Genomic DNA, 21,653 nt, shown 5'->3' with positions numbered 1-21,653 from the left:
CCGGGCAATATGTCGCGCACGGCCATCGTGACGGGCTGTTCGCTAAATTAAACGGTGCCGCAAACTTTCTCAGTCAGTTCCGCGGGGAACTGCATCGCCTGCATGATGTGTTCGATCATGCTGCGCTTGCGGCCGGTATTGGTATTGGTGATCACCCAGTAAGGGGTGCCTGGAACGTGTTTCGGCTTGGTATGCGTACCGTTGGCCAGCAGGGTTTGCTGATCGCCGGCAAAGTAGGTGCGGGTACGGCCATGCAGCGCATCGGTGGCGGCGGCAAAGCCGGCGGCATCGAGGGTATACAGCGTGGAAAGCACCAGCATAAAACGGTTAACCGCTTTGTTCTGCTCAGCGTACTCATCCGACAGCAGCAGCTCGCGCACGGCGCGCACGCGGTCGCGCGGGCGCTGTACAGCCGCCTTTTCCGGCTCGGCGGACTGAGCGCCGGCCGCAGGCACGGCGCGCACCGGCTGGCCTGCGGTAAATTTCAACATGCGGCGTAAAATATCGGACGCGCTCTCACCGATGTGTTGCGTGTGGCTGGCAATATAGCGGTAAAGCTCTTCGTCGACTTCAATAGTTTTCATCTTTATCCAGTACTGTTTTTTCTACTTAGAACCTGAAGCCAGATTCTGCATTCAAGCCATGGGATTATAAGGTTAAAAGCGCAGGGGCGAACACCACTAAGTGCCGCCAAACGGAAAATGCAGACTAATACCTATACCCGTCACACTTCAAGCTGCATCTTTGTTGGCTGCGGCGCCCGCCCGTTAAAAATCCGCGTTATTCATCGTGCGATTCAATCATGATACCCTAATCTGAAACTCTCTCAGCATGAACTTCGCCATGAAATTACATTATCAACTGCTGGCCGCCGAGTCAGACGCCCTGCCGGTGCTGCTGATCCACGGCCTGTTCGGCAATCTGGACAACCTCGGCGTGCTGGCGCGCGATTTGAACCAGCGCCACAGCGTCATCAAGGTCGACCTGCGCAACCACGGGCTGTCGCCGCGTTCCGCAGAGATGACCTATCCGGCCATGGCGCAGGATCTGCTGACGCTGCTCGACGACCTGCAGTTGGCGAAAGTCATCGTCATCGGCCACTCGATGGGCGGCAAAGCGGCGATGGCGCTGACCGCCATTGCGCCCGATCGCGTCGACAAACTGATCGTCATCGACGTGGCGCCGGTGGATTACCGCACGCGTCGTCACGATGAAATCTTCGACGCCCTGAAGGCCGTCAGCGCCGCCGGCATCACCCAGCGCCAGCAGGCCGCCCAGCTGATGCGCGACTATCTGCAGGAAGAAGGGGTGATCCAGTTCCTGCTGAAATCCTTCCACAACGGCGAGTGGCGTTTCAATCTGCCGGTGTTGATTGCGCAGTACGAGAACGTGACCGGCTGGCAAGAAGTGCCGGCCTGGCCGCACCCGACGCTGTTCATTCGCGGCGGCTTGTCGCCTTATGTGCAAGACAGCTACCGCGCGGACATCGCCCGCCAGTTCCCGCAGGCACGCGCTCACGTGGTGGCGGGCACCGGCCACTGGGTACATGCCGAAAAACCGGAAGCGGTGCTGCGCGCCATCCACCGTTTTCTCGACGAAGCCTGAAAAACCGCCCTTGCTGGCGAAAAAACGCGCTAGAGATAACGGCTTAGCGCGTTTACGCCTCAGTTAAGCATTGTCGTTGCTCTATCTGCTGGGGTAATATGGCGCGCTATAATTTTGCCGCCACGTCCAGCGTGTTCGCTAACGCCAGTCTGGGGGTGAATTTGGGTTAGGGTTTATTGGCCCGAAGTGTGTTAACCGAACCGTCCGGAAGCGTGTAAGCGCTTTTTGATGCAAACTCCCTTGCAGTACCGCTACCTATGGCAAAAGAACAAACGGATCGCACGACGCTGGATCTGTTCGCAGATGAACGCCGGCCGGGGCGCCCGAAAACCAACCCGCTATCTCGCGATGAACAGCTTAGAATCAATAAGCGCAATCAGCTACGGCGCGATAAAGTGCGTGGTTTGCGGCGCGTAGAGCTGAAAATCAACGCGGATGCGGTGGACGCCCTGAACAAACTGGCGGAACAGCGCAACATCAGCCGCAGCGAGCTCATCGAGCAAATGCTGCTGGCGCAACTGGCGGAAGAACAGCCAGAACATTGATCTCTTCGGCCGCACGTGCGGCGCGGCGTTATGGATGACGCCGGATCAGCACCGCTTTACTCTCCTCCGGCATCGCATAAATGCGATAAAACCCCGGAGTAAATTTCTGGCATGATACGTGTTTACCGGTAAGAGACAGCGCCCTGATGGCGCCCGCCAGCTCTTGCCATGGCATCATTTTAATCGGTGTTAGCGGGGTCAGCACTAACATCGTGTAATGCAATTAATTGAATTTAAAGGTTATACGCGATATGGCTACTGTAGGCATTTTCTTTGGCAGCGACACTGGCAATACCGAAAACATTGCCAAAATGATCCAGAAAATTCTTCAGAAACAGTTTGGCGACGATGTGTCTGAAATTCACGACATCGCCAAAAGCAGCAAAGAAGATCTGGAAGCTTTCGATATCCTGCTGCTGGGTATCCCAACCTGGTACTACGGCGAAGCGCAGTGCGACTGGGATGACTTTTTCCCGACGCTGGAAGAAGTGGACTTCAACGGCAAACTGGTGGCGCTGTTCGGCTGCGGCGATCAGGAAGACTACGCGGAATACTTCTGTGACGCGATGGGCACCATTCGCGACATCATCGAACCGCACGGCGCGGCCATCGTCGGCCACTGGCCGACCAAAGGCTACCACTTCGAAGCCTCCAAGGGCCTGGCGGACGACAACAACTTCATCGGTCTGGCGATCGACGAAGACCGTCAGCCTGAGCTGACCAACGAACGTGTCGAAGCCTGGGTCAAGCAGATAGTCGAAGAGCTGAGCCTGGCCGAAATCCTTGGCTAAACGGCCATTGCCGTCCAAAGGTTGAACAATAGCCCTGCAAAGTGCATAGTGTTGCCAGCAGGGCCGTCATCGGCAGTATGGATTGCTGCAATAGAAGTTACAGATTGGTAACTTCCCACATCGTCACGGTAGACTGAGATATCGGTTTATCCCACCCATCAAAGCGTTGCATGCACAACATGCAATAGTGCAATTATATCTTTGTTAACAACCGGCGGTTTCCATTTAGGACAACCGGTTCTATAATGAGACGCAATTAACTCTTTGTGCCGACCGATGCCACAGGCGAGAACGCCTCAACTTGATTAGCATAGTAACAGGACTGAATCCGCATGACTGACAACAACACCGCATTGAAGAAGGCCGGCTTAAAAGTCACGCTTCCGCGACTCAAAATCCTGGAAGTACTGCAAAATCCGGAATGCCATCACGTCAGTGCGGAAGATTTGTACAAAAAACTGATAGATATGGGCGAAGAAATCGGACTGGCGACGGTTTACCGCGTGCTGAACCAGTTTGATGATGCGGGCATTGTGACTCGTCACAATTTCGAAGGCGGTAAATCCGTGTTCGAACTGACCCAGCAGCACCACCACGATCACCTGATTTGCCTGGACTGCGGCAAAGTGATCGAATTCAGCGATGAATCCATCGAAGCGCGCCAGCGTGATATCGCCAAGCAACACGGCATCAAGCTCACCAACCACAGCCTGTACCTGTACGGCCACTGTGAAATCGGCGACTGCCGCGAAGACGATACGCTGCACGACAAGAAGTAACCCGTTATCGGGATTAAAGAACCGCCTCAGGGCGGTTTTTTTACGCCTGTCGCCGGCGGGCAAAAAAAATCCCCGGGCCAGCCGGGGAAAGATCACGTCATGAAATGGAACAATTGCAGCGGCACAGCTCCACGTACTTCCCTCACTTCAACATCGGCCCGCTGCCGACACGCAGCGGGCCGCACTACCTGACTTAAACTTTCTCGGCGCGGCCGTGACGCTTGCCGTCCGGGCTTACCGCTCGAACCTGCACTTCGCCGCTCACCGCCGGCCTGGCTTTGGCGTCGTAACGCTGCCATTGCTTGCCGCCGTCGGTGGAGTACTCGATGCCCAGCCCCGGCAGAGAGATATTCGCCTCCAGCTTGCCGCCCATCACCCGGGCGCCCGGCACCGGCAGGCGATAGCTGACGCCGCCCTTGTCCAGCTTGGCCAACTCTCGTTGCCCCAGCAGGTTGGCGAAGCGCAGCCAGTCCTGAGCCAGGGCTTTGCCATCGACAAAGTGAGTTTCCCCACCCTTGTACTCGCGGCCGGCTTTATAATCCCGTTCCCAGGCAGCGCGGTGCCAGGCACGTTCCGCCACCGACAGAGCGCGCGGGAAGATCATGTACTCCATCTCAGGGTCGGTGCGCTGGGTTTCGCTCCACAGCTGGGCGGAAATGCCATAGGCGCCCGGCCAGGGTTTGTCGCTCCTGGCGGCGAAGTGATTGCCGTCACGGTCTACCGAGGTTTCAGCGTTCTGCGGCAGGTTATCCGGCGCGAAGCTGAACATCTTCTGTTCGTCGCTGAAGCGGGTACCCCAGTAGTAGCCGCGCTCATCCGGATTCACTTCGTACGGGAAGTCCATATAGACGTAATCCGGGTTGGAGATGATCACCTCATAGCCCTTGTTAGCCCAGTCGTTGGCGCTGTCGAAACCGCCCCAGTACAGGGTGTCCCAGAAGTTCACGCCCACGCGCGAGGTAGCGAACGCCTTGGCGTTCTTTGCATCTTTCAGGCCGTCCTGCCAGGCCTGCATTCTGTCGATGCCGTGCGCCTTCACCAGTTGGCTAACCTCCTGCCCGAAATAGCTCGGCAGGTGTTCCATATCGGCCACCTTGCCCTCTTTAATCATCGCCTGGCATACCTGGGATTTCGCCCAAGGCTTGTCTTCTTTGCTCTGGTCAATAACGCCTTTGCCGGCTTCGCGCTTGGTCAAATCGGTGTAACCGGCCCCCAGACGAATGTTTTTCGCTTCGTCACCGCCAAAGTGCCAGGTGCGAAGCGGCTGCCCGGCCTCCTGGTGCATTTGGGCGATCTCACCGATCACCTTGTCGACAAAGCGTTTGGATGAATCGAGACACGGGTTCAGGTAGCTTTGGCGGTTAAAGTACTGCACCGAGGTGGTATTGGAGGTATCGGTCGGATCCACCAGGCGGAACTCGTTGGCCTCACGCTCTTTCCCGGCGGCGTGCAGCTTTTTGTAGCGCGCTTCCATGGAAACCACCGCCGCGCGCGCGTGCGCCGGCATGTCGATTTCCGGGATCACTTCAATCTGGCGCGCCTGCGCGTATTTGATGATGTCGATATAGTCCTGGCGGGAGAAGAAGCCGCCGTACACTTCCGGCCCCTGGCCATATTGCGGCAGCAGGCAGGTGGTTTCGCTCAGATCGTGGCAGCGCTGGCCCCCCACTGCGGTCAGTTCCGGCAGGCCCGGAATTTCGATGCGCCAGCCTTCGTCGTCGCTCAGGTGGAAATGGAATTTATTCAGCTTGTAGGCCGCCATCTGGTCAAGCAGGCGCAGCACCGCGTCTTTATGGTGGAAGTTGCGCGCCACGTCGAGGAAGAGCCCGCGATACTGGAAGCGCGGCGCGTCTTTGGCGTCCAACGTGGCAATTTTGCCGCTGCCATCGGCCGGCACCAGCGACAAAATCGACTGCAGCCCGTTGAATACGCCGGCCTGATCGAAGCCGGTCACTTGCGCTTCCCGGCCGCCAATCTTCAGCTCATAGGCGCCCGGCACCGCCAGAGGCCCGCTGAACTTGCCCGGCTGAATGGCGGTTTTAATCGGGTAGCCCTGAGCGTTGGCCGCCATGCCCAGCAACGCGAAGCGCTGGCTGACGGCCTCGGCCGCCGGTTTAACCAGCGCGCTCAGATCCAACGCCACGCCCTTGCTCAGATCGGCATCCTGCGGATGCACCTTCACGTCCAGCGGGGTCGGCACAATCTGGCCGCGCAGCGCTGCGGTAGGCAAGGTTTTCAGCTCGGCGTTTTTGACGAAGCGCGAAGCCGGCGTCATCAGGACGTTGTTGTCATCCTTGGTGCGTTTCCACTGGTCGCCGGTGAAGGGCGCCACGAACTGGTTCAGGTCTTCGGTATCGGTATTCAGCAGAATTTTCGGTTTAGCGTCGCCGGCGGTGGCGTACCAGCGCGGCACGAAATCGGTTTTAAACAGCTGCCAGTATTCGGCGACGATCGGGATCTCCACCGCCTTGCCGGCCGGGAAACCGCTGAATTTGTCGGTCGGCTCCAGCTTGTACAGGTCGCCGGTCAGGTGGGTTATCTTGAATTGTGCGTTATCCACCTTGAGGGTCTGGCGGGCGCTATGGAAGTAAATCGCCCAGTCGTGGCCGTTGATCGCCTGGCCGTCGTTGCTCAGGGTGATCAGCACCCGGTTGCAGGCCGCCCAGTCGGCGCCCAATGCGGCGCAGTCTACGCCGCTGTCGGCGGCGCGGTTGTCGACCATTTTCACATTCAGTTTCAGCTGGCTCAGCTGATCCACCAGCTGCTGGTTAGCCATGGCGTTCCCCATGCCGCCAAATAATCCCAGGGTCGCCGTCAGCGCGGCAAGCGCGCTCAATTTGAAGCCGTTCATGTTCTCATCCTTAATTATTGTTATCGCGAATCTCTTGCCAAATTTTGCCGCACTGGGCGTCGTAGGCCTGGCCGTTACCGCTGTGAACCGCCTGAATGCAGTTCTGGTAATCCATCACCCGCACCGTTTCGCGCTCGGCGAACGGCTGGTGCTGCTTCTCTTGCTTCAGCACGTTCAATACCGCCTTGCACGGCTGCAGCCGCTCCGGGGAACCTTCCGCGGTATTGATGCAGGCGCTGTAAGCCTGTTTCAACTTGCTGTCTTCCTGCGGTGCGGCCGGCTGCGCGCAGGCGCTCAGCGCCGCCACGGCGGCCAACGTCAGCATGATTTTTTTCATCGTTATATTCCCGTTAAGTTTCCCCGACGCAAGCGCCGGGGAACGCATCAGAAGATGGTGAATGGCGCGATGACCATGAATTTGACGTCTTTCTCATCCTGGAAGATGTTGCCGTAACCGCCGCTCCAGCTCGGGATGTTGGTGTGGTTGTCGTATTGGGTGTAGTGCAGTTTGATCAGCGTGCCCTTGGCGCGGCCTTCCTGAATGGTGTACATCGCGTCCAGGCTCCAGGCGCTCTCTTTCAGACGCTGGCTCTGATCGTAAACCGGGTTGGTGCTGGGCTTGGCGTCCCAGGCGTAGACGTAAGAGCCGCCGACCGCCATGCCCGGCAGGTTCCAGTTGCTGAGATCGTACATCACCCCGGCGTACAGCGCTTTTTCGCCGTTGGCGTTGAAGTCGGAGCGGTTATCCCACCACACGTCGAGGCGACCGTTGGACGACGCGTAGGTCGGCGTCATGCGCTGCAGGAAGAAGCCCTGGTTGCCTTCCGCCTTGACCATGGTGCCTTCCAGACGCCAGTTGAACTGGCCGGTGGTGTAGCCGAAGGTCAGCGCCTGCAGCCAGGCCAGACCGTCATAGATGCTGTTCGGATCGTTCTTGTCGCTGATGCGGTCTTCAGCGCCGTAGAACTGGTAACTGGTGGTCAGCGGGTTGCCCAGCAGGTTGAATTTATAAGATGCCTTGGTGAAGTACTGATTCACATAACCCTGGGCCTGGCCGAAGGCGGCCTCCAACACCAGATCGTTTTTGAAGTCGTACCTGGCGCCCAGCGAGTGCAGATAGGACACGCCGGTTTTTTTATCGTTCTGGCGGAAGTCGTCCATTTCGATATGCCACGGCGCTTTGTACTTGTTGGTCCACATATAGGAGAAGCTCAGATCGCCGGCGTCGCCGTAGTCAAACTTGGCCCCGGCCTCCGCGCCCTGATAGGTGCCCGGCATAAAGCTCCAGTGTGGCGCCAACAGCGTTTGCCCGCTTGGCTGAATGTAACCGGCACGCGCCCAGATCGGGCCGTATTTGAATTTACCGGCGGCCTTATACAGGCTGATCCCGCCTTTATCGCCGGAATAGTCTTCATCGTAGGTACGGTTTTTCGAGGAGAACGCGATTTCGTTCGGGTGGCCGCTGGCGCTGGACTCCGCCAGTTCGATGGCGGTGAAGGTCCCGACGTCCAATCCGAACATGTCCCAGGCATAGCCCGAGGCGAAGTCCAGGCTCAGGTTGGCGGTGGAGTGCGACAGGTTGGTGGTGTATTTATTGTAATCGTCGCTGGTCGGGTTGAGATCTTTACGGTCACGCTCACGTTGCCAGTAGTAAATGCCGCCGGTCAGCGTGGAATCATCGATAAACCCTGCGGCTTGCGCCTCAGGGGCCATGGCAAACCCTGTTCCCAACAGCGCGCCCGCAACTGCGAGCGCCAGCGTTTTACGCTGAGCACCGTGCGTACCCATATGAAATTCCTCTTTGACTTAACTTTAAAAGTTGCAGCCGCCCGTGTTCACCACTGCCCTGCACGACTGCCAATAAAAAACCCAACCGGGTAAAAAAAATTGCCGCAGACCGAAACCCCACAGCACTTATTGCTACAGCTAGACTATTTTTCGCGACGCGAATTATCAAATGAAAAATGACAGAGAGTTGTCAAAGTATGACAAAGAGCACATATCAATGAGATTTTGTTAAGGCAGTATGCAAAGAGCGTGTCGAATAAAAAATTCAATAAAATCAGAATAAATATTGATATCAGGTCAACCAAAGACGATTAATGGTTTCAGCCCGCAAAAATACGTCAGCCAAAAGAAAAAACCTGAGAGCGCTCTACAAATGACATTAATTCGCATCACGAATATATAAATCATAGTTATGAAAATAACGGAATTTATCAAGAAATTGATGATTGAAATTACGAAGGGAAATAAAGCGCGAAAAAATTACCGGCTGATGACATAAAAAAAGCGCAGCCTAAGCTGCGCTTTTTATGCATTACCGCGGCGATGCTCAGGCTTCCGTTTTAGCCCAGGTGTCGCGCAGGCCGACGGTGCGGTTAAACACCAGATGTTCGGCCGAGGAGTAACGGCTGTCGGCGCAGAAGTAGCCTTCGCGCTCGAACTGATAGGCTTTCTCCGGCTGTGCGGCCGCCAGGCTCGGCTCAACGAAGCCGTGCTTGATCACCAGCGATTCCGGGTTGATGGTGGCGAGGAAGTCCTCCGCCGCCGCCGGATTCGGCACGCTGAACAGGCGATCGTACAGGCGGATTTCAGCCGGCAGCGCGTGCGCGGCGGAAACCCAGTGGATCACGCCCTTCACCTTGCGCCCGTCGGCCGGATCTTTGCTCAGCGTCTCGGCATCGTAACTGCAGAAGATGGTGGTGATCTCGCCTTCAGCGTCTTTCTCAACCCGCTCGGCCTTGATCACGTAGGCGTTGCGCAGGCGCACTTCTTTGCCCAGCACCAGGCGCTTGTACTGCTTGTTGGCTTCCTCGCGGAAGTCAGCGCGGTCGATATAAATCTCGCGGCTGAACGGCACTTCGCGGCTGCCCATTTCCGGCTTGTTCGGGTGGTTTGGCATGGTGACCATTTCCACACCTTCGCCCATGTTTTCGATGACGATTTTCACCGGATCCAGCACCGCCATGGCGCGCGGCGCATTCTCGTTCAGATCGTCACGGATGCAAGATTCCAGCGCCACCATTTCGACGTTGTTGTCCTGTTTGGTCACGCCGATACGCTGGCAAAACTCACGGATAGAGGCAGCGGTGTAACCGCGGCGGCGCAGGCCGGATACGGTCGGCATACGCGGATCATCCCAGCCTTCAACCACCTTTTCGGTCACCAGCAGGTTCAGCTTGCGCTTCGACATGATGGCGTATTCAAGGTTGAGGCGCGAAAACTCGTACTGGCGCGGGTGGCATGGAATGGTGATGTTATCCAGCACCCAGTCATACAGGCGGCGGTTATCCTGGAATTCCAGCGTACACAGCGAGTGGGTGATCCCTTCCAATGCATCGGAAATGCAGTGGGTGAAATCGTACATCGGGTAGATGCACCACTTGTTGCCGGTCTGGTGGTGTTCGGCGAACTTGATGCGGTACAGCACCGGATCGCGCATGACGATAAACGGCGAAGCCATGTCGATCTTGGCGCGCAGGCAGGCGGTGCCTTCGGCGAATTCGCCGTTGCGCATTTTTTCGAACAGCGCCAGGTTTTCTTCCACGCTACGGTTGCGGTACGGGCTGTCTTTGCCCGGCGAGGTCAGGCTGCCGCGGTATTCGCGGATCTGCTCAGGCGACAGCTCGTCGACGTAGGCCAGGCCCTTGGCGATCAGCTCAACCGCATACTGGTGCAACTGGTCGAAATAATCTGAGGAATAACGGACGTTGCCGCTCCACTCAAAACCCAGCCACTCCACGTCGTGCTTGATCGAATCCACGAACTCGATGTCTTCTTTCACCGGGTTGGTATCGTCAAAACGCAGGTTGCACTGGCCCTGATAATCTTTGGCGATGCCAAAGTTCAGGCAAATGGATTTGGCATGGCCGATATGCAGGTAACCGTTAGGCTCCGGCGGGAAACGGGTATGAACCGACGTGTGTTTCCCCGACGCCAGATCTTCATCGACGATCTGACGGATAAAATTGGTTGGGCGGGCTTCAGCCTCACTCATTTCACTATTCCTCAATGCAAAGCGCTACACATAACCGCCTATGTTCCAACAAGCCACGCCCGGAAACAACCGTTTGTTTCACGAAAAAATGCAGGACGCCGCACCCGCATCGTGCAATGCACCATTGCAGGGCAAGCGCAGATAAAAAAAGCGGGAAGAGACAGCTCTCTTCCCGCCGAAATCAGGGTGAACGCCGTCATGACGCGTGAACACCCCGGGTACTACTCAGGTAAAACCCGTTACTTCTGGATCTCGAACAGCTTGGTCTGGCCGGCAACCACAGAGCCGCTCGCCAGCGCCGCCAGGCCGGCATAGTCGTCAGAGTTGCTGACCACCACCGGGCTTATCATCGAGCGTGCATTGGCGTTCAGGTACTCCAGGTCCAGCTCCAGGATCGGCTGGCCGGCTTTCACTTCCGCACCTTCTTCCACCAGGCGTTTAAAGCCCTGCCCGTTCAGCGCCACGGTATCGATCCCCATGTGCACCACGATCTCGGCGCCCTTGTCGGTTTCCAGACAGAAGGCGTGATTGGTGTTGAAGATCTTCACCAGGGTGCCGTCGGCCGGCGCTACCACGGTTTTGTCGGTCGGGCGGATCGCCAGACCGTCGCCTACCGCTTTGCTGGCGAAGGCTTCGTCAGGCACCTGATCGAGCGCCACCACTTCACCGGTCACCGGAGCCACCAGCGTTTCAAAGGCCACTTTAGGCGCGTTGGGCACCGCCTGCGGCTTGGCCTCTGCGGCCGGCGCGGCGGCTGGAGCCGCAGCGGCCGCTACCGGGCCTGCGGCAACCACGTTGCGCATGGCGCTGGCGATCAGTTCGGCTCGGGTGCCGACAATCACCTGCACGCTCTGCTTGTTCAGGCGGATCACGCCGGATGCGCCCAGGCGTTTCGCCAGTGCGTCATTCACCAGCGCGGAGTCCTTCACGTTCAGGCGCAGGCGGGTGATGCAGGCGTCGATGCCGGTCAGGTTATCGGAACCGCCGATGGCGCCCACGTAGCGGCGAGCCAGGGTGGCGGTTTCGCTTTCGTCTTTGCCGGCGCCGGCGTCAACGTTGACGTCATAGCCGTCGGTTTCGTCACCGGCCACCGCCAGTTCGCGGCCCGGGGTCATCAGGTTGAACTTGTTGATGGTGAAGCGGAACACCAGGTAGTAGATAACGAAGAACACCAGGCCCTGCGGGATCAGCATGTACCAGTGGGTCGCCAGCGGGTTGCGCGACGACAGCACCATATCCACCAGGCCGGCGCTGAAGCCGAAGCCGGCGATCCAGTGCATGCTGGCGGCGATGAATACCGAAACCCCGGTCAGCACGGCGTGGATCACGTACAGCACCGGCGCTACGAACATGAAGGAGAATTCCAGCGGTTCGGTGATGCCGGTGAAGAAGGCGGCAAAGGCGGCAGCCAGCATGATGCCCGCCACTTTGGCTTTGTTTTCTGGACGCGCGCAGTGGTAGATGGCCAGCGCCGCACCCGGCAGACCGAACATCATGATCGGGAAGAAGCCCGCCTGATAACGGCCGGTGATGCCCACCACCGCCTTGCCGGCTTCGATAGACTGCTGGCCGCCGAGGAAGTTAGGGATATCGTTGATGCCGGCCACGTCGAACCAGAACACCGAGTTCAGCGCATGGTGCAGGCCGACCGGGATCAGCAGGCGGTTGAAGAAGGCGTAAATGCCCGCGCCGACCGAGCCCATTTTCTGAATGTATTCACCGAAGCCCACCAGACCGTTGAAGATCAGCGGCCAGATGTACATCAGAATAAAGGCCACCAGGATCATCAGGAAGGAGATCAGGATCGGCACCAGGCGGCGGCCGCTGAAGAACGACAGCGCCTTCGGCAGCTCAACGCTGCTGAAGCGGTTGTAGATCTCGGCGGAGATGATGCCCACCAGAATACCGACGAACTGGTTTTGGATTTTGCCGAACGCGGCCGGGACCTGGTCCAGAGGGATTTTTTGAATCATCGACACGGCGGCCGGCGAACAAAGGGTGGTCAACACCAGGAAACCGACGAAGCCGGTCAGCGCGGCGGCGCCGTCCTTGTCTTTGGACATGCCGTAGGCCACGCCGATGGCGAACAGCACCGACATATTGTCGATGATGGCGGAGCCGGATTTAATGAAGAAAGCGGCGAGCGCGTTGTCGCCGCCCCAACCAACAGGGTCAATCCAATACCCGATACCCATCAAGATGGCGGCGGCGGGCAGCGTGGCGACCGGCACCATCAGCGCCCGTCCCACTTTTTGCAAATAACTAAGAATGTTCACCTTTTCCCCCTATGTTGTCCGCGGACGGACCCTATTAGTAGTTTATTTGACGCTCTCACTACCTTTTAGAAATAACGCATGGCTCGTATCACTCATGCGGAGTGTAAAAAAATTATTTTGTATCGCAAATTAAAACCTCCTTTTTTGTGATTTATATCACCAAAAAGTAGTCTTAACCTGCCAGATTGCTAGCCATCACACAAAACTTATTTTATCATTCAAAAAATCAACTGGACGGAAGATTCACGCGAGAATCATAAAGCTGGTTTAGGCTTGGGGCTCTCCATCAGGCCCGTACAGTATAGCTTTAGTTTACTTACCCAAAGAGGTGTTAGATGAGACTTATCCCACTGAAAGATACCGCTCAAGTCGGCAAATGGGCTGCGCGCCATATCGTTCAACGCATCAACGCATTCAAGCCAACTGCAGAACGCCCGTTTGTTCTTGGCCTGCCAACCGGCGGCACGCCGCTGGAAGCCTACAAACATCTGATTGCGATGCACAAAGCAGGTGAAGTAAGCTTTAAGCATGTTGTGACTTTCAACATGGATGAATACGTTGGCCTGCCGCAGGAACACCCGGAAAGCTATCATACCTTCATGTACCGCAATTTCTTTGATCACGTTGATATCCCACGTGAAAATATCAACCTGCTGAATGGCAACGCCGCCGACGTCGACGCCGAATGCCGCCAGTATGAAGAGAAGATCAGGTCTTACGGTAAAATTAACCTGTTTATGGGCGGCGTCGGCATCGACGGCCACATCGCGTTCAACGAGCCGGCTTCTTCACTGGCTTCACGTACCCGCATCAAAACGCTGACCGAAGACACGCGCATCGCCAACTCGCGCTTCTTTGGCGGCGACGTCAGCCTGGTGCCGAAATATGCATTGACCGTCGGCGTGGGCACGCTGCTGGACGCGGAAGAAGTGATGATTCTGGTGACCGGCCACGCCAAGGCGCAAGCGCTGGAAGCCGCAGTGGAAGGCAATATCAACCACATGTGGACCATCAGTTGCCTGCAGCTGCACGCCAAGGCGGTGGTGGTATGCGACGAGCCGTCCACCATGGAACTGAAAGTCAAAACCGTTAAATACTTCCGCGAATTAGAAGCGGAAAGCGTTAAGAGTCTTTAATCTTTGCAGGGGGCTATGATGTTCGCTTTAACCCAAGGCCGGATTTTTACCGGCCACGACGTACTTGATGACCACGCGGTGATTATCGCTGATGGGCTGATTGAAAGAGTCTGCCCGGTGGCCGAACTGCCCGCCGGCATCGAAACGCGCGATCTGGGTGGCGCTATCCTGGCCCCCGGGCTGATCGACGTGCAGCTTAACGGCTGCGGCGGCGTACAGTTCAACGATTCGCTGGAAGCCATTTCGGAAGAAACGCTGGAGATCATGCAGCGCGCCAACGAAAAGTCCGGCTGCACCAGCTATCTGCCGACGCTGATCACCAGCAGCGACGAATTTATGAAGCACAGCATCGAGGTGATGCGCGCTTATCTGAAAAAACACCGTAACCAGGCGCTCGGCCTGCACCTGGAAGGGCCGTACCTCAGCCCGGTGAAGAAAGGCACCCATAATCCGGCGTTTATCCGCAAGCCGACCCAGGAAATGATCGACTACCTGTGCGCCAACGCCGACGTGATAACCAAGGTGACGCTGGCGCCGGAAATGGTGGAGCCGCACTTTATCAAGCAGCTGACCGACGCCGGCATCATCGTCTCCGCCGGCCACTCGAACGCCACCTACGATCAGGCCCGCACCGGCTTCGCCGCCGGCATCAGCTTCGCCACCCACCTGTACAACGCCATGCCGTACATCACGGGCCGCGAACCGGGGCTGATGGGCGCGATCTTCGACACGCCGGAGGTCTATACCGGCATCATCGCCGACGGCCATCACGTGGCCTGGGCGAGTATCCGTAACGCCAAACGCCTGAAAGGTGATAAATTGGTGCTGGTCACCGACGCGACCGCCCCGGCGGGTGCAGATATTGACCAATTTATTTTCGCCGGCAAAACAATATACTATCGTGACGGGCTGTGCGTGGATGAGAACGGCACCCTGAGCGGCTCTGCGCTGACCATGATCGAGGCGGTGCAGAACAGCGTGGAACACATCGGCATCGCTCTGGACGAAGCGCTGCGCATGGCGACGCTGTATCCGGCGCGCGCGATCGGCGTTGACCACCTGCTGGGCACCATCGAAGCCGGCAAAGTGGCTAACCTGACCGCCTTTACCCGTGATTTTAACATCACCAAAACGCTCGTTAACGGTAACGAGGTTTAACTTAATGAACAGCGAGTAAAATTATTGATGAGCACCGGCGGACAGGCACAGATAGGGAATGTTGACTTAGTCAAACAACTCAACGGCGCGGCAGTTTACCGCCTGATCGACCAGCAGGGCCCGATCTCGCGCATTCAGATTGCCGAACTCAGCCAGCTAGCCCCCGCCAGCGTCACTAAAATTACTCGCCAGCTGTTGGAGCGCGGGCTGATCAAGGAAGTCGATCAGCAAGCCTCCACCGGCGGCCGCCGCGCCATCTCCATCGTCTCCGAAACCCGCCATTTTCATACCGTGGCCGTGCGCCTTGGGCGCCATGACGCCACCATTACCCTGTACGACATGAGCGGCAAGTCGCTCGGTGAAGAACACTATCCGCTGCCGGAACGCACCCAGGAAACGCTGGAAAACGCGCTGTTCGCCGCCATCGCGCAATTTATCGAGAGCAACCAGCGCAAGCTGCGCGAGCTGATCGCCATTGCAGTGATCCTGCCCGGCCTGGTGGACCCGGCGCTGGGGGTGGTGCGCTACATGCCGCACATCAGCGTCAGCAACTGGGCGCTGGTGGATAACCTGCAGCAGCGCTTTAACGTCACCAGCTTCGTCGGCCACGACATCCGCAGCCTGGCGCTGGCGGAGCACTATTTTGGCGCCACCCGCGACTGCGAAGACTCGATTCTGGTTCGCCTGCACCGCGGCACCGGCGCCGGCATCATCGTCAACGGCCAGATTTTCCTCGGCAACAACGGCAACGTCGGCGAAATCGGCCACATTCAGATCGATCCCTTGGGCGAACGCTGCCACTGCGGCAACTTCGGCTGCCTGGAAACCGTGGCCGCCAATGCGGCTATCGAACACCGGGTGCGCCAGCTGTTGACGCAGGGCTACCCGAGCAAGCTGACGCTGGACGACTGCAGCATCGCCGCCATCTGCAAGGCCGCCAACCGCGGCGATCTGCTGGCCAGCGAAGTGATCGAACATGTCGGCCGCTACCTGGGCAAGGCGGTGGCCATCGCCATTAACCTGTTCAACCCGCAGAAGGTGGTGATCGCCGGTGAAATCACCGAGGCGGAAAAAGTGCTGCTGCCGGCGATCCAAAGCTGCATCAACACCCAGGTGCTGAAGGACTTCCGCAAAAATCTGCCGGTGGTCACCTCCGAACTCAATCATCGCTCGGCGATCGGCGCTTTCGCCCTGGCCAAGCGGGCGATGCTCAACGGCGTGCTATTGCAGCGCTTGCTGGAAAGCTGATCCGCCGCTTCTGGCAGGTGTGCTATCGTCGCTTTTTGCCTGCCGCAATCATGAGAAACAGCAACAATGACAATCAAAAACGTTATATGTGATATCGACGGCGTGCTGCTGCATGACAATACGCCGGTTCCCGGCGCCGATCTGTTTCTGGCGCGCATTCAGGAACAGGGCATGCCGCTGGTGGTGCTGACCAACTATCCGTCGCAGACCGCGCAGGATCTGGCGAACCGCTTCGCCGCCGCCGGGCTGGAAGTGCCGGAAAGCGCGTTCTATACCTCCGCAATGGCCACCGCCGATTTCCTGCGCCGCCAGGAAGGAAAAAAAGCCTATGTGGTGGGGGAAGGCGCTCTGATCCACGAACTGTACAAAGCCGGTTTCACCATCACCGACATCAACCCGGACTTCGTGATCGTCGGCGAAACCCGTTCCTACAACTGGGACATGATGCACAAGGCCGCCTATTTCGTGAATAACGGCGCGCGCTTTATCGCCACCAACCCGGATAGCCATGGCCACGGCTTTACGCCGGCCTGCGGCGCGCTGTGCGCCCCGATCGAGAAGATCACCGGCCGCAAGCCGTTTTACGTCGGCAAGCCCAGCCCGTGGATCATCCGCGCCGCGCTGAACAAAATGCAGGCGCATTCGGAAGAAACGGTGATCGTCGGCGACAACCTGCGCACCGATATCCTGGCGGGCTTCCAGGCCGGTCTGGAAACCGTGCTGGTGCTGTCTGGGGTCTCCACGCTGAACGATGTTGAAACCATGCCGTTCCGCCCGAGTTATATTTTCCCGTCGGTTGCCGATATCAATATCTTTTAATGGCTGCGGCGGCTCCGGCCGCCCTGCTCACTCCCCAGCCAATTTGAATTTAATTTATTCTTGGCCGCCAAAGGTTTCACTCTCCCCTCGTTAAAAATCCGCACTATGTATTTACGCCCGGCAATAACCGTTATTGCCGGCGTGTGGAAATACTCTTACCCAAAAATAACGAGGCCGCTATGAGCACTAATAATATTATCAATACGCAAGCCGCAGACGACGCAGCCGCGATGCCGGACATCTCCAACAAAAAAATCCTGATGGGTTTCTGGCATAACTGGCTGGCCGGCGCCAGCGATGGTTACAAGCAAGGCAAATTCACCAATATGGATCTGACCGATATCCCGCCTGAATATAACGTGGTGGCGGTCGCCTTTATGAAAGGCCAGGGCATCCCGACCTTCAAGCCCTACAACCTGACCGACGCCGAGTTCCGCCGCCAGGTGGGCGTGTTGAACAGCCAGGGGCGCGCGGTACTGATTTCTCTCGGCGGCGCGGATGCGCATATCGAATTGAAAACCGGCGACGAAGAGCCGCTGGCCAACGAAATTATCCGCCTGGTGGAAACTTACGGTTTCGACGGCCTGGATATCGATCTGGAACAGGCGGCCATCGGCGCGGCCAACAATAAAACCGTGCTGCCGGCGGCACTGAAAAAGGTGAAAGCGCACTACGCCGCGCAGGGTAAAAACTTTATTGTCAGCATGGCGCCGGAATTCCCTTATTTGCGCGCCAACGGCACCTACCTGGATTATATTACCGCGCTCGAAGGCTATTATGACTTTATCGCGCCGCAATATTACAACCAGGGCGGCGACGGCATCTGGGTTGACGAGCTCAACGCCTGGATCACCCAGGATAACGACGCCATGAAAGAGGACTTCCTCTATTACCTGACGGAAAGCCTGGTCACCGGCACCCGCGGCTACGCCAAAATCCCGGCGGCGAAATTCGTTATCGGCCTGCCGAGCAACAACGACGCGGCGGCAAGCGGCTACGTGGTCAACAAGCAGGCGGTCTACAACGCCTTTGCGCGGCTCGACGCCAAAAATCTGTCGATCAAGGGGCTGATGACCTGGTCGGTAAACTGGGACAACGGCAAAAGCAGCGCCGGCGTGGCCTACAACTGGGAGTTCAAAACGCGCTACGCTGCACTGATCCAGGGCGGAGTCACCCCGCCGCTACCGGGAAAGCCTGAGGCGCCGACGGCGCTGAACGCCACCGCACTCACTTCAACGTCGCTGACGCTGAACTGGAGCGCCGCCGCCAGCGCCAAACCGATAAGCCACTACAGCGTTTATCGCAACGGCAACGCCATCGGCCAGACCAGCGCCCTTGCGCTGCAGGACAGCGGCCTGACGCCGGCCACCCAGTACAGTTACTTTGTCACCGCCACCGACAGCCAGGGCAATACCTCGCTGCCGAGCAGCGCGCTGGCGGTGAAAACCGCCGACGGCGGCACGCCGCCCAATCCGGGCGTGGACGAGTGGCAAAACAACCACGGCTATAAAGCCGGCGACCAGGTGACCTATAAAGGCAAGAAATACGTCTGCCTGCAGGCGCACACCTCGAACGCAGGATGGACGCCGGACCAGGCCTTCACCCTGTGGCAGCTGATCGCCTGATAGTCGACAACGAGTCGCCGGTAAAATTGGCCGGCGACTCATTCATACAGGGAAAAATTGAACATTCGATAATTTTTAAAGCCAATAACTGAATATCCACTAAAAATCGCAGTACCTCAAACAACTATTTTTCAGCGCAGCGTTAAAACGCTTGCATCCCCCGCCGCTTTTGACGCATTTTCATAAACACAGCGCGGCAAAGCCCCGTCGTTACTGACGACCCGCTGCCGCCGCCCATAAAAGCAAAACAACATCACAGTCTAAAAAAGTCGTTAGGAGAGTTGTATGTGTTCTATTTTCGGTGTGCTCGATCTGAAGTCCGATCCCGTTGAACTGCGTAAGAAAGCGCTGGAGCTGTCACGCCTGATGCGCCACCGCGGCCCGGACTGGTCCGGCGTTTACGCCAGCGATAAAGCCATTCTGGCGCACGAGCGTCTGTCGATCGTCGACGTCAACAACGGCGCTCAACCGCTGTACAACGCTGCGCACACCCACGTTCTGGCGGTTAACGGCGAAATCTACAACCACCAGGCGCTGCGCCAACAGCTGAGCGAACGCTACGAGTTCCAGACCGGCTCCGACTGTGAAGTGATCCTGGCGCTGTATCAGGAGAAAGGCCCGGCGTTCCTCGACGATCTGCAAGGCATGTTCGCCTTCGCCCTGTACGACACCGAAAAAGACGCCTACCTGATCGGCCGCGATCACCTGGGCATCATCCCGCTGTATATGGGCCACGACGAGTACGGCAACCTGTATGTCGCCTCTGAAATGAAAGCGCTGGTGCCGGTGTGCCGCACCATCAAGGAATTCCCGGCCGGCAGCTACCTGTGGAGCCAGGACGGCGAGATCCGCGCATATTACCAGCGTGACTGGTTCGACTACGACAACGTCAAAGACAACCTGACCGACGCCAACGCCCTGCGCACCGCGCTGGAAGACTCGGTGAAAAGCCACCTGATGTCCGACGTGCCTTACGGCGTGTTGTTGTCCGGCGGGCTGGACTCTTCGGTGATTTCGGCGATCACCAAGAAATACGCCGCGCGCCGCGTTGAAGATCAGGAGCGCAGCGAAGCCTGGTGGCCCCAGCTGCACTCCTTCGCCGTCGGCCTGGAAGGCTCTCCGGATCTGCGCGCCGCGCAGGAAGTGGCCAACCACCTGGGCACCGTGCACCATGAGATCCACTTCACCGTGCAGGAAGGCCTGGACGCCATCCGCGACGTGATTTATCACATCGAAACCTACGACGTCACCACCATCCGCGCCTCCACGCCGATGTACCTGATGTCGCGTAAAATCAAAGCGATGGGCATCAAGATGGTGTTGTCCGGCGAAGGCGCAGACGAAGTGTTCGGCGGTTACCTGTACTTCCACAAGGCGCCGGACGCCCGCGAATTCCACGATGAGACGGTACGCAAACTGTTGGCGCTGCACATGTTTGACTGCGCGCGCGCCAACAAGGCGATGTCCGCCTGGGGCGTGGAGGCTCGCGTGCCCTTCCTGGACAAGAAATTCCTCGACGTGGCGATGCGCATCAACCCGAAAGACAAGATGTGCGGCAATGGCAAAATGGAAAAACATATCCTTCGTGAATGTTTTGAGTCCTATCTGCCGGCCAGCGTGGCCTGGCGCCAGAAAGAGCAGTTCTCCGACGGCGTAGGTTACAGCTGGATTGACACGCTGAAAGAGGTCGCTGCGCAGCAGATCAGCGATCAACAGCTCGAAACCGCACGTTTCCGCTTCCCGTACAATACGCCGACCTCCAAAGAAGGCTACCTGTACCGCGAAATTTTCGAAGAGCTGTTCCCGCTGCCGAGCGCGGCCGAATGCGTGCCCGGCGGCCCGTCGGTGGCCTGCTCTTCGGCTAAGGCCATCGAGTGGGATGAATCGTTCAAAAAGATGGACGATCCCTCTGGTCGTGCAGTCGGCGTACACCAGGCCGCCTACAAATAACTCCACGGCGATTTGTCACCCGGGCGGGCCTTATGGCCCGCCTTTTTGTTGATGTTTTCTACCGGCAATTGCTTGAATTGATGCTTTTATCGCCATAATGTTCACAACCCAGACAAACGGCGCTTCTGCCCACTTTTTCGGGAAAAAACTTGTTGACGCAAATCGGTCATATACGCATAATGCGCCCCGCAACGCCGATGAAGGCAAAGCAAAAAAAGATGGCTACGTAGCTCAGCTGGTTAGAGCACATCACTCATAATGATGGGGTCACAGGTTCGAATCCCGTCGTAGCCACCATATTTTGCGGGAGTGGCGAAATTGGTAGACGCACCAGATTTAGGTTCTGGCGCCGCAAGGTGTGCGAGTTCAAGTCTCGCCTCCCGCACCATTTCTCTTCATCGTCGACGCCTGTGTTGATGGGGTATCGCCAAGCGGTAAGGCACCGGTTTTTGATACCGGCATTCCCTGGTTCGAATCCAGGTACCCCAGCCATATTCCTTCGGGAAGGGGTTTCAACATAAGATGTGTTAGCAGGTGGGGTATCGCCAAGCGGTAAGGCACCGGTTTTTGATACCGGCATTCCCTGGTTCGAATCCAGGTACCCCAGCCATAACAAACTGCTTGCAGATCAAATAAGTAGATAGTAACATCGGCTACGTAGCTCAGCTGGTTAGAGCACATCACTCATAATGATGGGGTCACAGGTTCAAATCCCGTCGTAGCCACCAACTATTGGGGTGTCGCCAAGCGGTAAGGCTCTGGTTTCTGATACCAGCATACCCAGGTTCGAATCCTGGCACCCCAGCCATATTTAGAAAAGCCCGCTTCGGCGGGCTTTTTGCTATGCGCTATTCGGCAAGGTTATCGGGT

16 protein-coding genes and 6 tRNA genes are annotated in these 21,653 nt (G+C 57.5%); 16 read left to right on the top strand and 6 right to left on the bottom strand.

Annotated features, from left to right (window positions below):
* Positions 1-47: 47 nt before the first annotated feature.
* The gene (seqA, locus tag KHA73_RS06385) at positions 48-584 is read right to left on the bottom strand and encodes a replication initiation negative regulator SeqA (RefSeq protein ID WP_234589779.1); all 537 of its coding nucleotides are present in this window, start codon (positions 582-584) and stop codon (positions 48-50) included.
* A gap of 247 nt (positions 585-831) precedes the next feature.
* Between seqA and ybfF the strand changes: the two genes are divergently transcribed.
* The 4 genes from ybfF (at position 832) to fur (ending at position 3,720) form a co-directional block, all read left to right on the top strand.
* Complete coding sequence (gene ybfF, locus KHA73_RS06380) at positions 832-1,605, top strand: esterase (RefSeq protein ID WP_234589778.1); 774 nt, start codon at positions 832-834, stop codon at positions 1,603-1,605.
* Positions 1,606-1,862: 257 nt separating this feature from the next.
* Positions 1,863-2,150, top strand: coding sequence for a LexA regulated protein (gene ybfE, locus KHA73_RS06375; protein WP_004939936.1), 288 nt, complete (start codon positions 1,863-1,865; stop codon positions 2,148-2,150).
* 251 nt (positions 2,151-2,401) lie between these two features.
* Positions 2,402-2,941 carry a flavodoxin FldA gene (fldA, locus tag KHA73_RS06370; RefSeq protein ID WP_234589777.1) on the top strand — a complete coding sequence of 180 codons (540 nt, stop codon included), beginning with the start codon at positions 2,402-2,404 and terminating at the stop codon, positions 2,939-2,941.
* A 332-nt stretch (positions 2,942-3,273) separates the two neighbouring features.
* Positions 3,274-3,720, top strand: a complete 447-nt coding sequence (gene fur, locus KHA73_RS06365) for a ferric iron uptake transcriptional regulator (protein WP_234589776.1) — start codon at positions 3,274-3,276, stop codon at positions 3,718-3,720.
* Between the two features lie 193 nt (positions 3,721-3,913).
* Here fur and KHA73_RS06360 read toward each other — a convergent pair whose 3' ends face one another.
* The 5 genes from KHA73_RS06360 to nagE all read right to left on the bottom strand — a co-directional run bounded on the left by KHA73_RS06360 (position 3,914) and on the right by nagE (position 12,847).
* A complete protein-coding gene (locus tag KHA73_RS06360) occupies positions 3,914-6,571 on the bottom strand; it encodes a beta-N-acetylhexosaminidase (RefSeq protein WP_234589775.1) in 2,658 nt (885 codons plus the stop codon).
* A 10-nt stretch (positions 6,572-6,581) separates the two neighbouring features.
* Entirely contained in the window at positions 6,582-6,908 is a 327-nt protein-coding gene (gene chiQ / locus KHA73_RS06355) for a ChiQ/YbfN family lipoprotein (protein ID WP_234589774.1), read from the bottom strand.
* A gap of 47 nt (positions 6,909-6,955) precedes the next feature.
* A complete protein-coding gene (chiP, locus tag KHA73_RS06350; RefSeq protein ID WP_234589773.1) occupies positions 6,956-8,359 on the bottom strand; it encodes a chitoporin ChiP in 1,404 nt (467 codons plus the stop codon).
* 547 nt (positions 8,360-8,906) lie between these two features.
* The gene (glnS, locus tag KHA73_RS06345) at positions 8,907-10,571 is read right to left on the bottom strand and encodes a glutamine--tRNA ligase (RefSeq protein ID WP_234589772.1); all 1,665 of its coding nucleotides are present in this window, start codon (positions 10,569-10,571) and stop codon (positions 8,907-8,909) included.
* Between the two features lie 239 nt (positions 10,572-10,810).
* Complete coding sequence (nagE, locus tag KHA73_RS06340; RefSeq protein WP_234589771.1) at positions 10,811-12,847, bottom strand: N-acetylglucosamine-specific PTS transporter subunit IIBC; 2,037 nt, start codon at positions 12,845-12,847, stop codon at positions 10,811-10,813.
* A 335-nt stretch (positions 12,848-13,182) separates the two neighbouring features.
* On the opposite strand from nagE, the gene nagB reads away from it, so the two are divergent.
* The 12 genes from nagB (at position 13,183) to KHA73_RS06280 (ending at position 21,591) form a co-directional block, all read left to right on the top strand.
* Positions 13,183-13,983 carry a glucosamine-6-phosphate deaminase gene (gene nagB / locus KHA73_RS06335; RefSeq protein WP_234589770.1) on the top strand — a complete coding sequence of 267 codons (801 nt, stop codon included), beginning with the start codon at positions 13,183-13,185 and terminating at the stop codon, positions 13,981-13,983.
* A gap of 18 nt (positions 13,984-14,001) precedes the next feature.
* Positions 14,002-15,141 carry an N-acetylglucosamine-6-phosphate deacetylase gene (nagA, locus tag KHA73_RS06330; RefSeq protein ID WP_234589769.1) on the top strand — a complete coding sequence of 380 codons (1,140 nt, stop codon included), beginning with the start codon at positions 14,002-14,004 and terminating at the stop codon, positions 15,139-15,141.
* A 27-nt stretch (positions 15,142-15,168) separates the two neighbouring features.
* Positions 15,169-16,389 carry a DNA-binding transcriptional regulator NagC gene (nagC, locus tag KHA73_RS06325; protein WP_234589768.1) on the top strand — a complete coding sequence of 407 codons (1,221 nt, stop codon included), beginning with the start codon at positions 15,169-15,171 and terminating at the stop codon, positions 16,387-16,389.
* A gap of 66 nt (positions 16,390-16,455) precedes the next feature.
* On the top strand, positions 16,456-17,208 hold the full coding sequence (locus KHA73_RS06320) for an HAD-IIA family hydrolase (protein WP_061799304.1): 753 nt from the start codon (positions 16,456-16,458) through the stop codon (positions 17,206-17,208).
* A 179-nt stretch (positions 17,209-17,387) separates the two neighbouring features.
* Positions 17,388-18,833 carry a carbohydrate-binding protein gene (locus tag KHA73_RS06315; RefSeq protein WP_234589767.1) on the top strand — a complete coding sequence of 482 codons (1,446 nt, stop codon included), beginning with the start codon at positions 17,388-17,390 and terminating at the stop codon, positions 18,831-18,833.
* Positions 18,834-19,118: 285 nt separating this feature from the next.
* On the top strand, positions 19,119-20,783 hold the full coding sequence (gene asnB, locus KHA73_RS06310) for an asparagine synthase B (RefSeq protein WP_234589766.1): 1,665 nt from the start codon (positions 19,119-19,121) through the stop codon (positions 20,781-20,783).
* A 220-nt stretch (positions 20,784-21,003) separates the two neighbouring features.
* Positions 21,004-21,080, top strand: a tRNA-Met gene (locus KHA73_RS06305).
* Between the two features lie 6 nt (positions 21,081-21,086).
* Positions 21,087-21,171 (top strand) — tRNA-Leu (locus KHA73_RS06300).
* A 29-nt stretch (positions 21,172-21,200) separates the two neighbouring features.
* Positions 21,201-21,275, top strand: a tRNA-Gln gene (locus tag KHA73_RS06295).
* Positions 21,276-21,318: 43 nt separating this feature from the next.
* Positions 21,319-21,393: transfer RNA gene (locus KHA73_RS06290), tRNA-Gln, on the top strand.
* 41 nt (positions 21,394-21,434) lie between these two features.
* A tRNA-Met gene (locus tag KHA73_RS06285) sits at positions 21,435-21,511 on the top strand.
* Positions 21,512-21,516: 5 nt separating this feature from the next.
* A tRNA-Gln gene (locus tag KHA73_RS06280) sits at positions 21,517-21,591 on the top strand.
* Positions 21,592-21,653 lie beyond the last annotated feature (62 nt).

Origin of the sequence: Serratia entomophila (assembly GCF_021462285.1) — a bacterium.
In the GTDB taxonomy this organism is placed as follows: Bacteria; Pseudomonadota; Gammaproteobacteria; order Enterobacterales; family Enterobacteriaceae; genus Serratia; species Serratia entomophila.
The sequence above is the reverse complement of the archived record's forward strand: the minus strand, read 5'-3'. Positions and strand labels throughout refer to the sequence as shown.

Excerpts from the sequence above, each read along its gene's own strand:
- seqA (WP_234589779.1), bottom strand. The coding sequence starts at position 584 with ATGAAAACTATTGAAGTCGACGAAGAGCTTTACCGCTATATTGCCAGC.
- ybfF (WP_234589778.1), top strand. The coding sequence starts at position 832 with ATGAACTTCGCCATGAAATTACATTATCAACTGCTGGCCGCCGAGTCA.
- ybfE (WP_004939936.1), top strand. The coding sequence starts at position 1,863 with ATGGCAAAAGAACAAACGGATCGCACGACGCTGGATCTGTTCGCAGAT.
- fldA (WP_234589777.1), top strand. The coding sequence starts at position 2,402 with ATGGCTACTGTAGGCATTTTCTTTGGCAGCGACACTGGCAATACCGAA.
- fur (WP_234589776.1), top strand. The coding sequence starts at position 3,274 with ATGACTGACAACAACACCGCATTGAAGAAGGCCGGCTTAAAAGTCACG.
- KHA73_RS06360 (WP_234589775.1), bottom strand. The coding sequence starts at position 6,571 with ATGAACGGCTTCAAATTGAGCGCGCTTGCCGCGCTGACGGCGACCCTG.
- chiQ (WP_234589774.1), bottom strand. The coding sequence starts at position 6,908 with ATGAAAAAAATCATGCTGACGTTGGCCGCCGTGGCGGCGCTGAGCGCC.
- chiP (WP_234589773.1), bottom strand. The coding sequence starts at position 8,359 with ATGGGTACGCACGGTGCTCAGCGTAAAACGCTGGCGCTCGCAGTTGCG.
- glnS (WP_234589772.1), bottom strand. The coding sequence starts at position 10,571 with ATGAGTGAGGCTGAAGCCCGCCCAACCAATTTTATCCGTCAGATCGTC.
- nagB (WP_234589770.1), top strand. The coding sequence starts at position 13,183 with ATGAGACTTATCCCACTGAAAGATACCGCTCAAGTCGGCAAATGGGCT.
- nagA (WP_234589769.1), top strand. The coding sequence starts at position 14,002 with ATGTTCGCTTTAACCCAAGGCCGGATTTTTACCGGCCACGACGTACTT.
- nagC (WP_234589768.1), top strand. The coding sequence starts at position 15,169 with ATGAGCACCGGCGGACAGGCACAGATAGGGAATGTTGACTTAGTCAAA.
- KHA73_RS06320 (WP_061799304.1), top strand. The coding sequence starts at position 16,456 with ATGACAATCAAAAACGTTATATGTGATATCGACGGCGTGCTGCTGCAT.
- KHA73_RS06315 (WP_234589767.1), top strand. The coding sequence starts at position 17,388 with ATGAGCACTAATAATATTATCAATACGCAAGCCGCAGACGACGCAGCC.
- asnB (WP_234589766.1), top strand. The coding sequence starts at position 19,119 with ATGTGTTCTATTTTCGGTGTGCTCGATCTGAAGTCCGATCCCGTTGAA.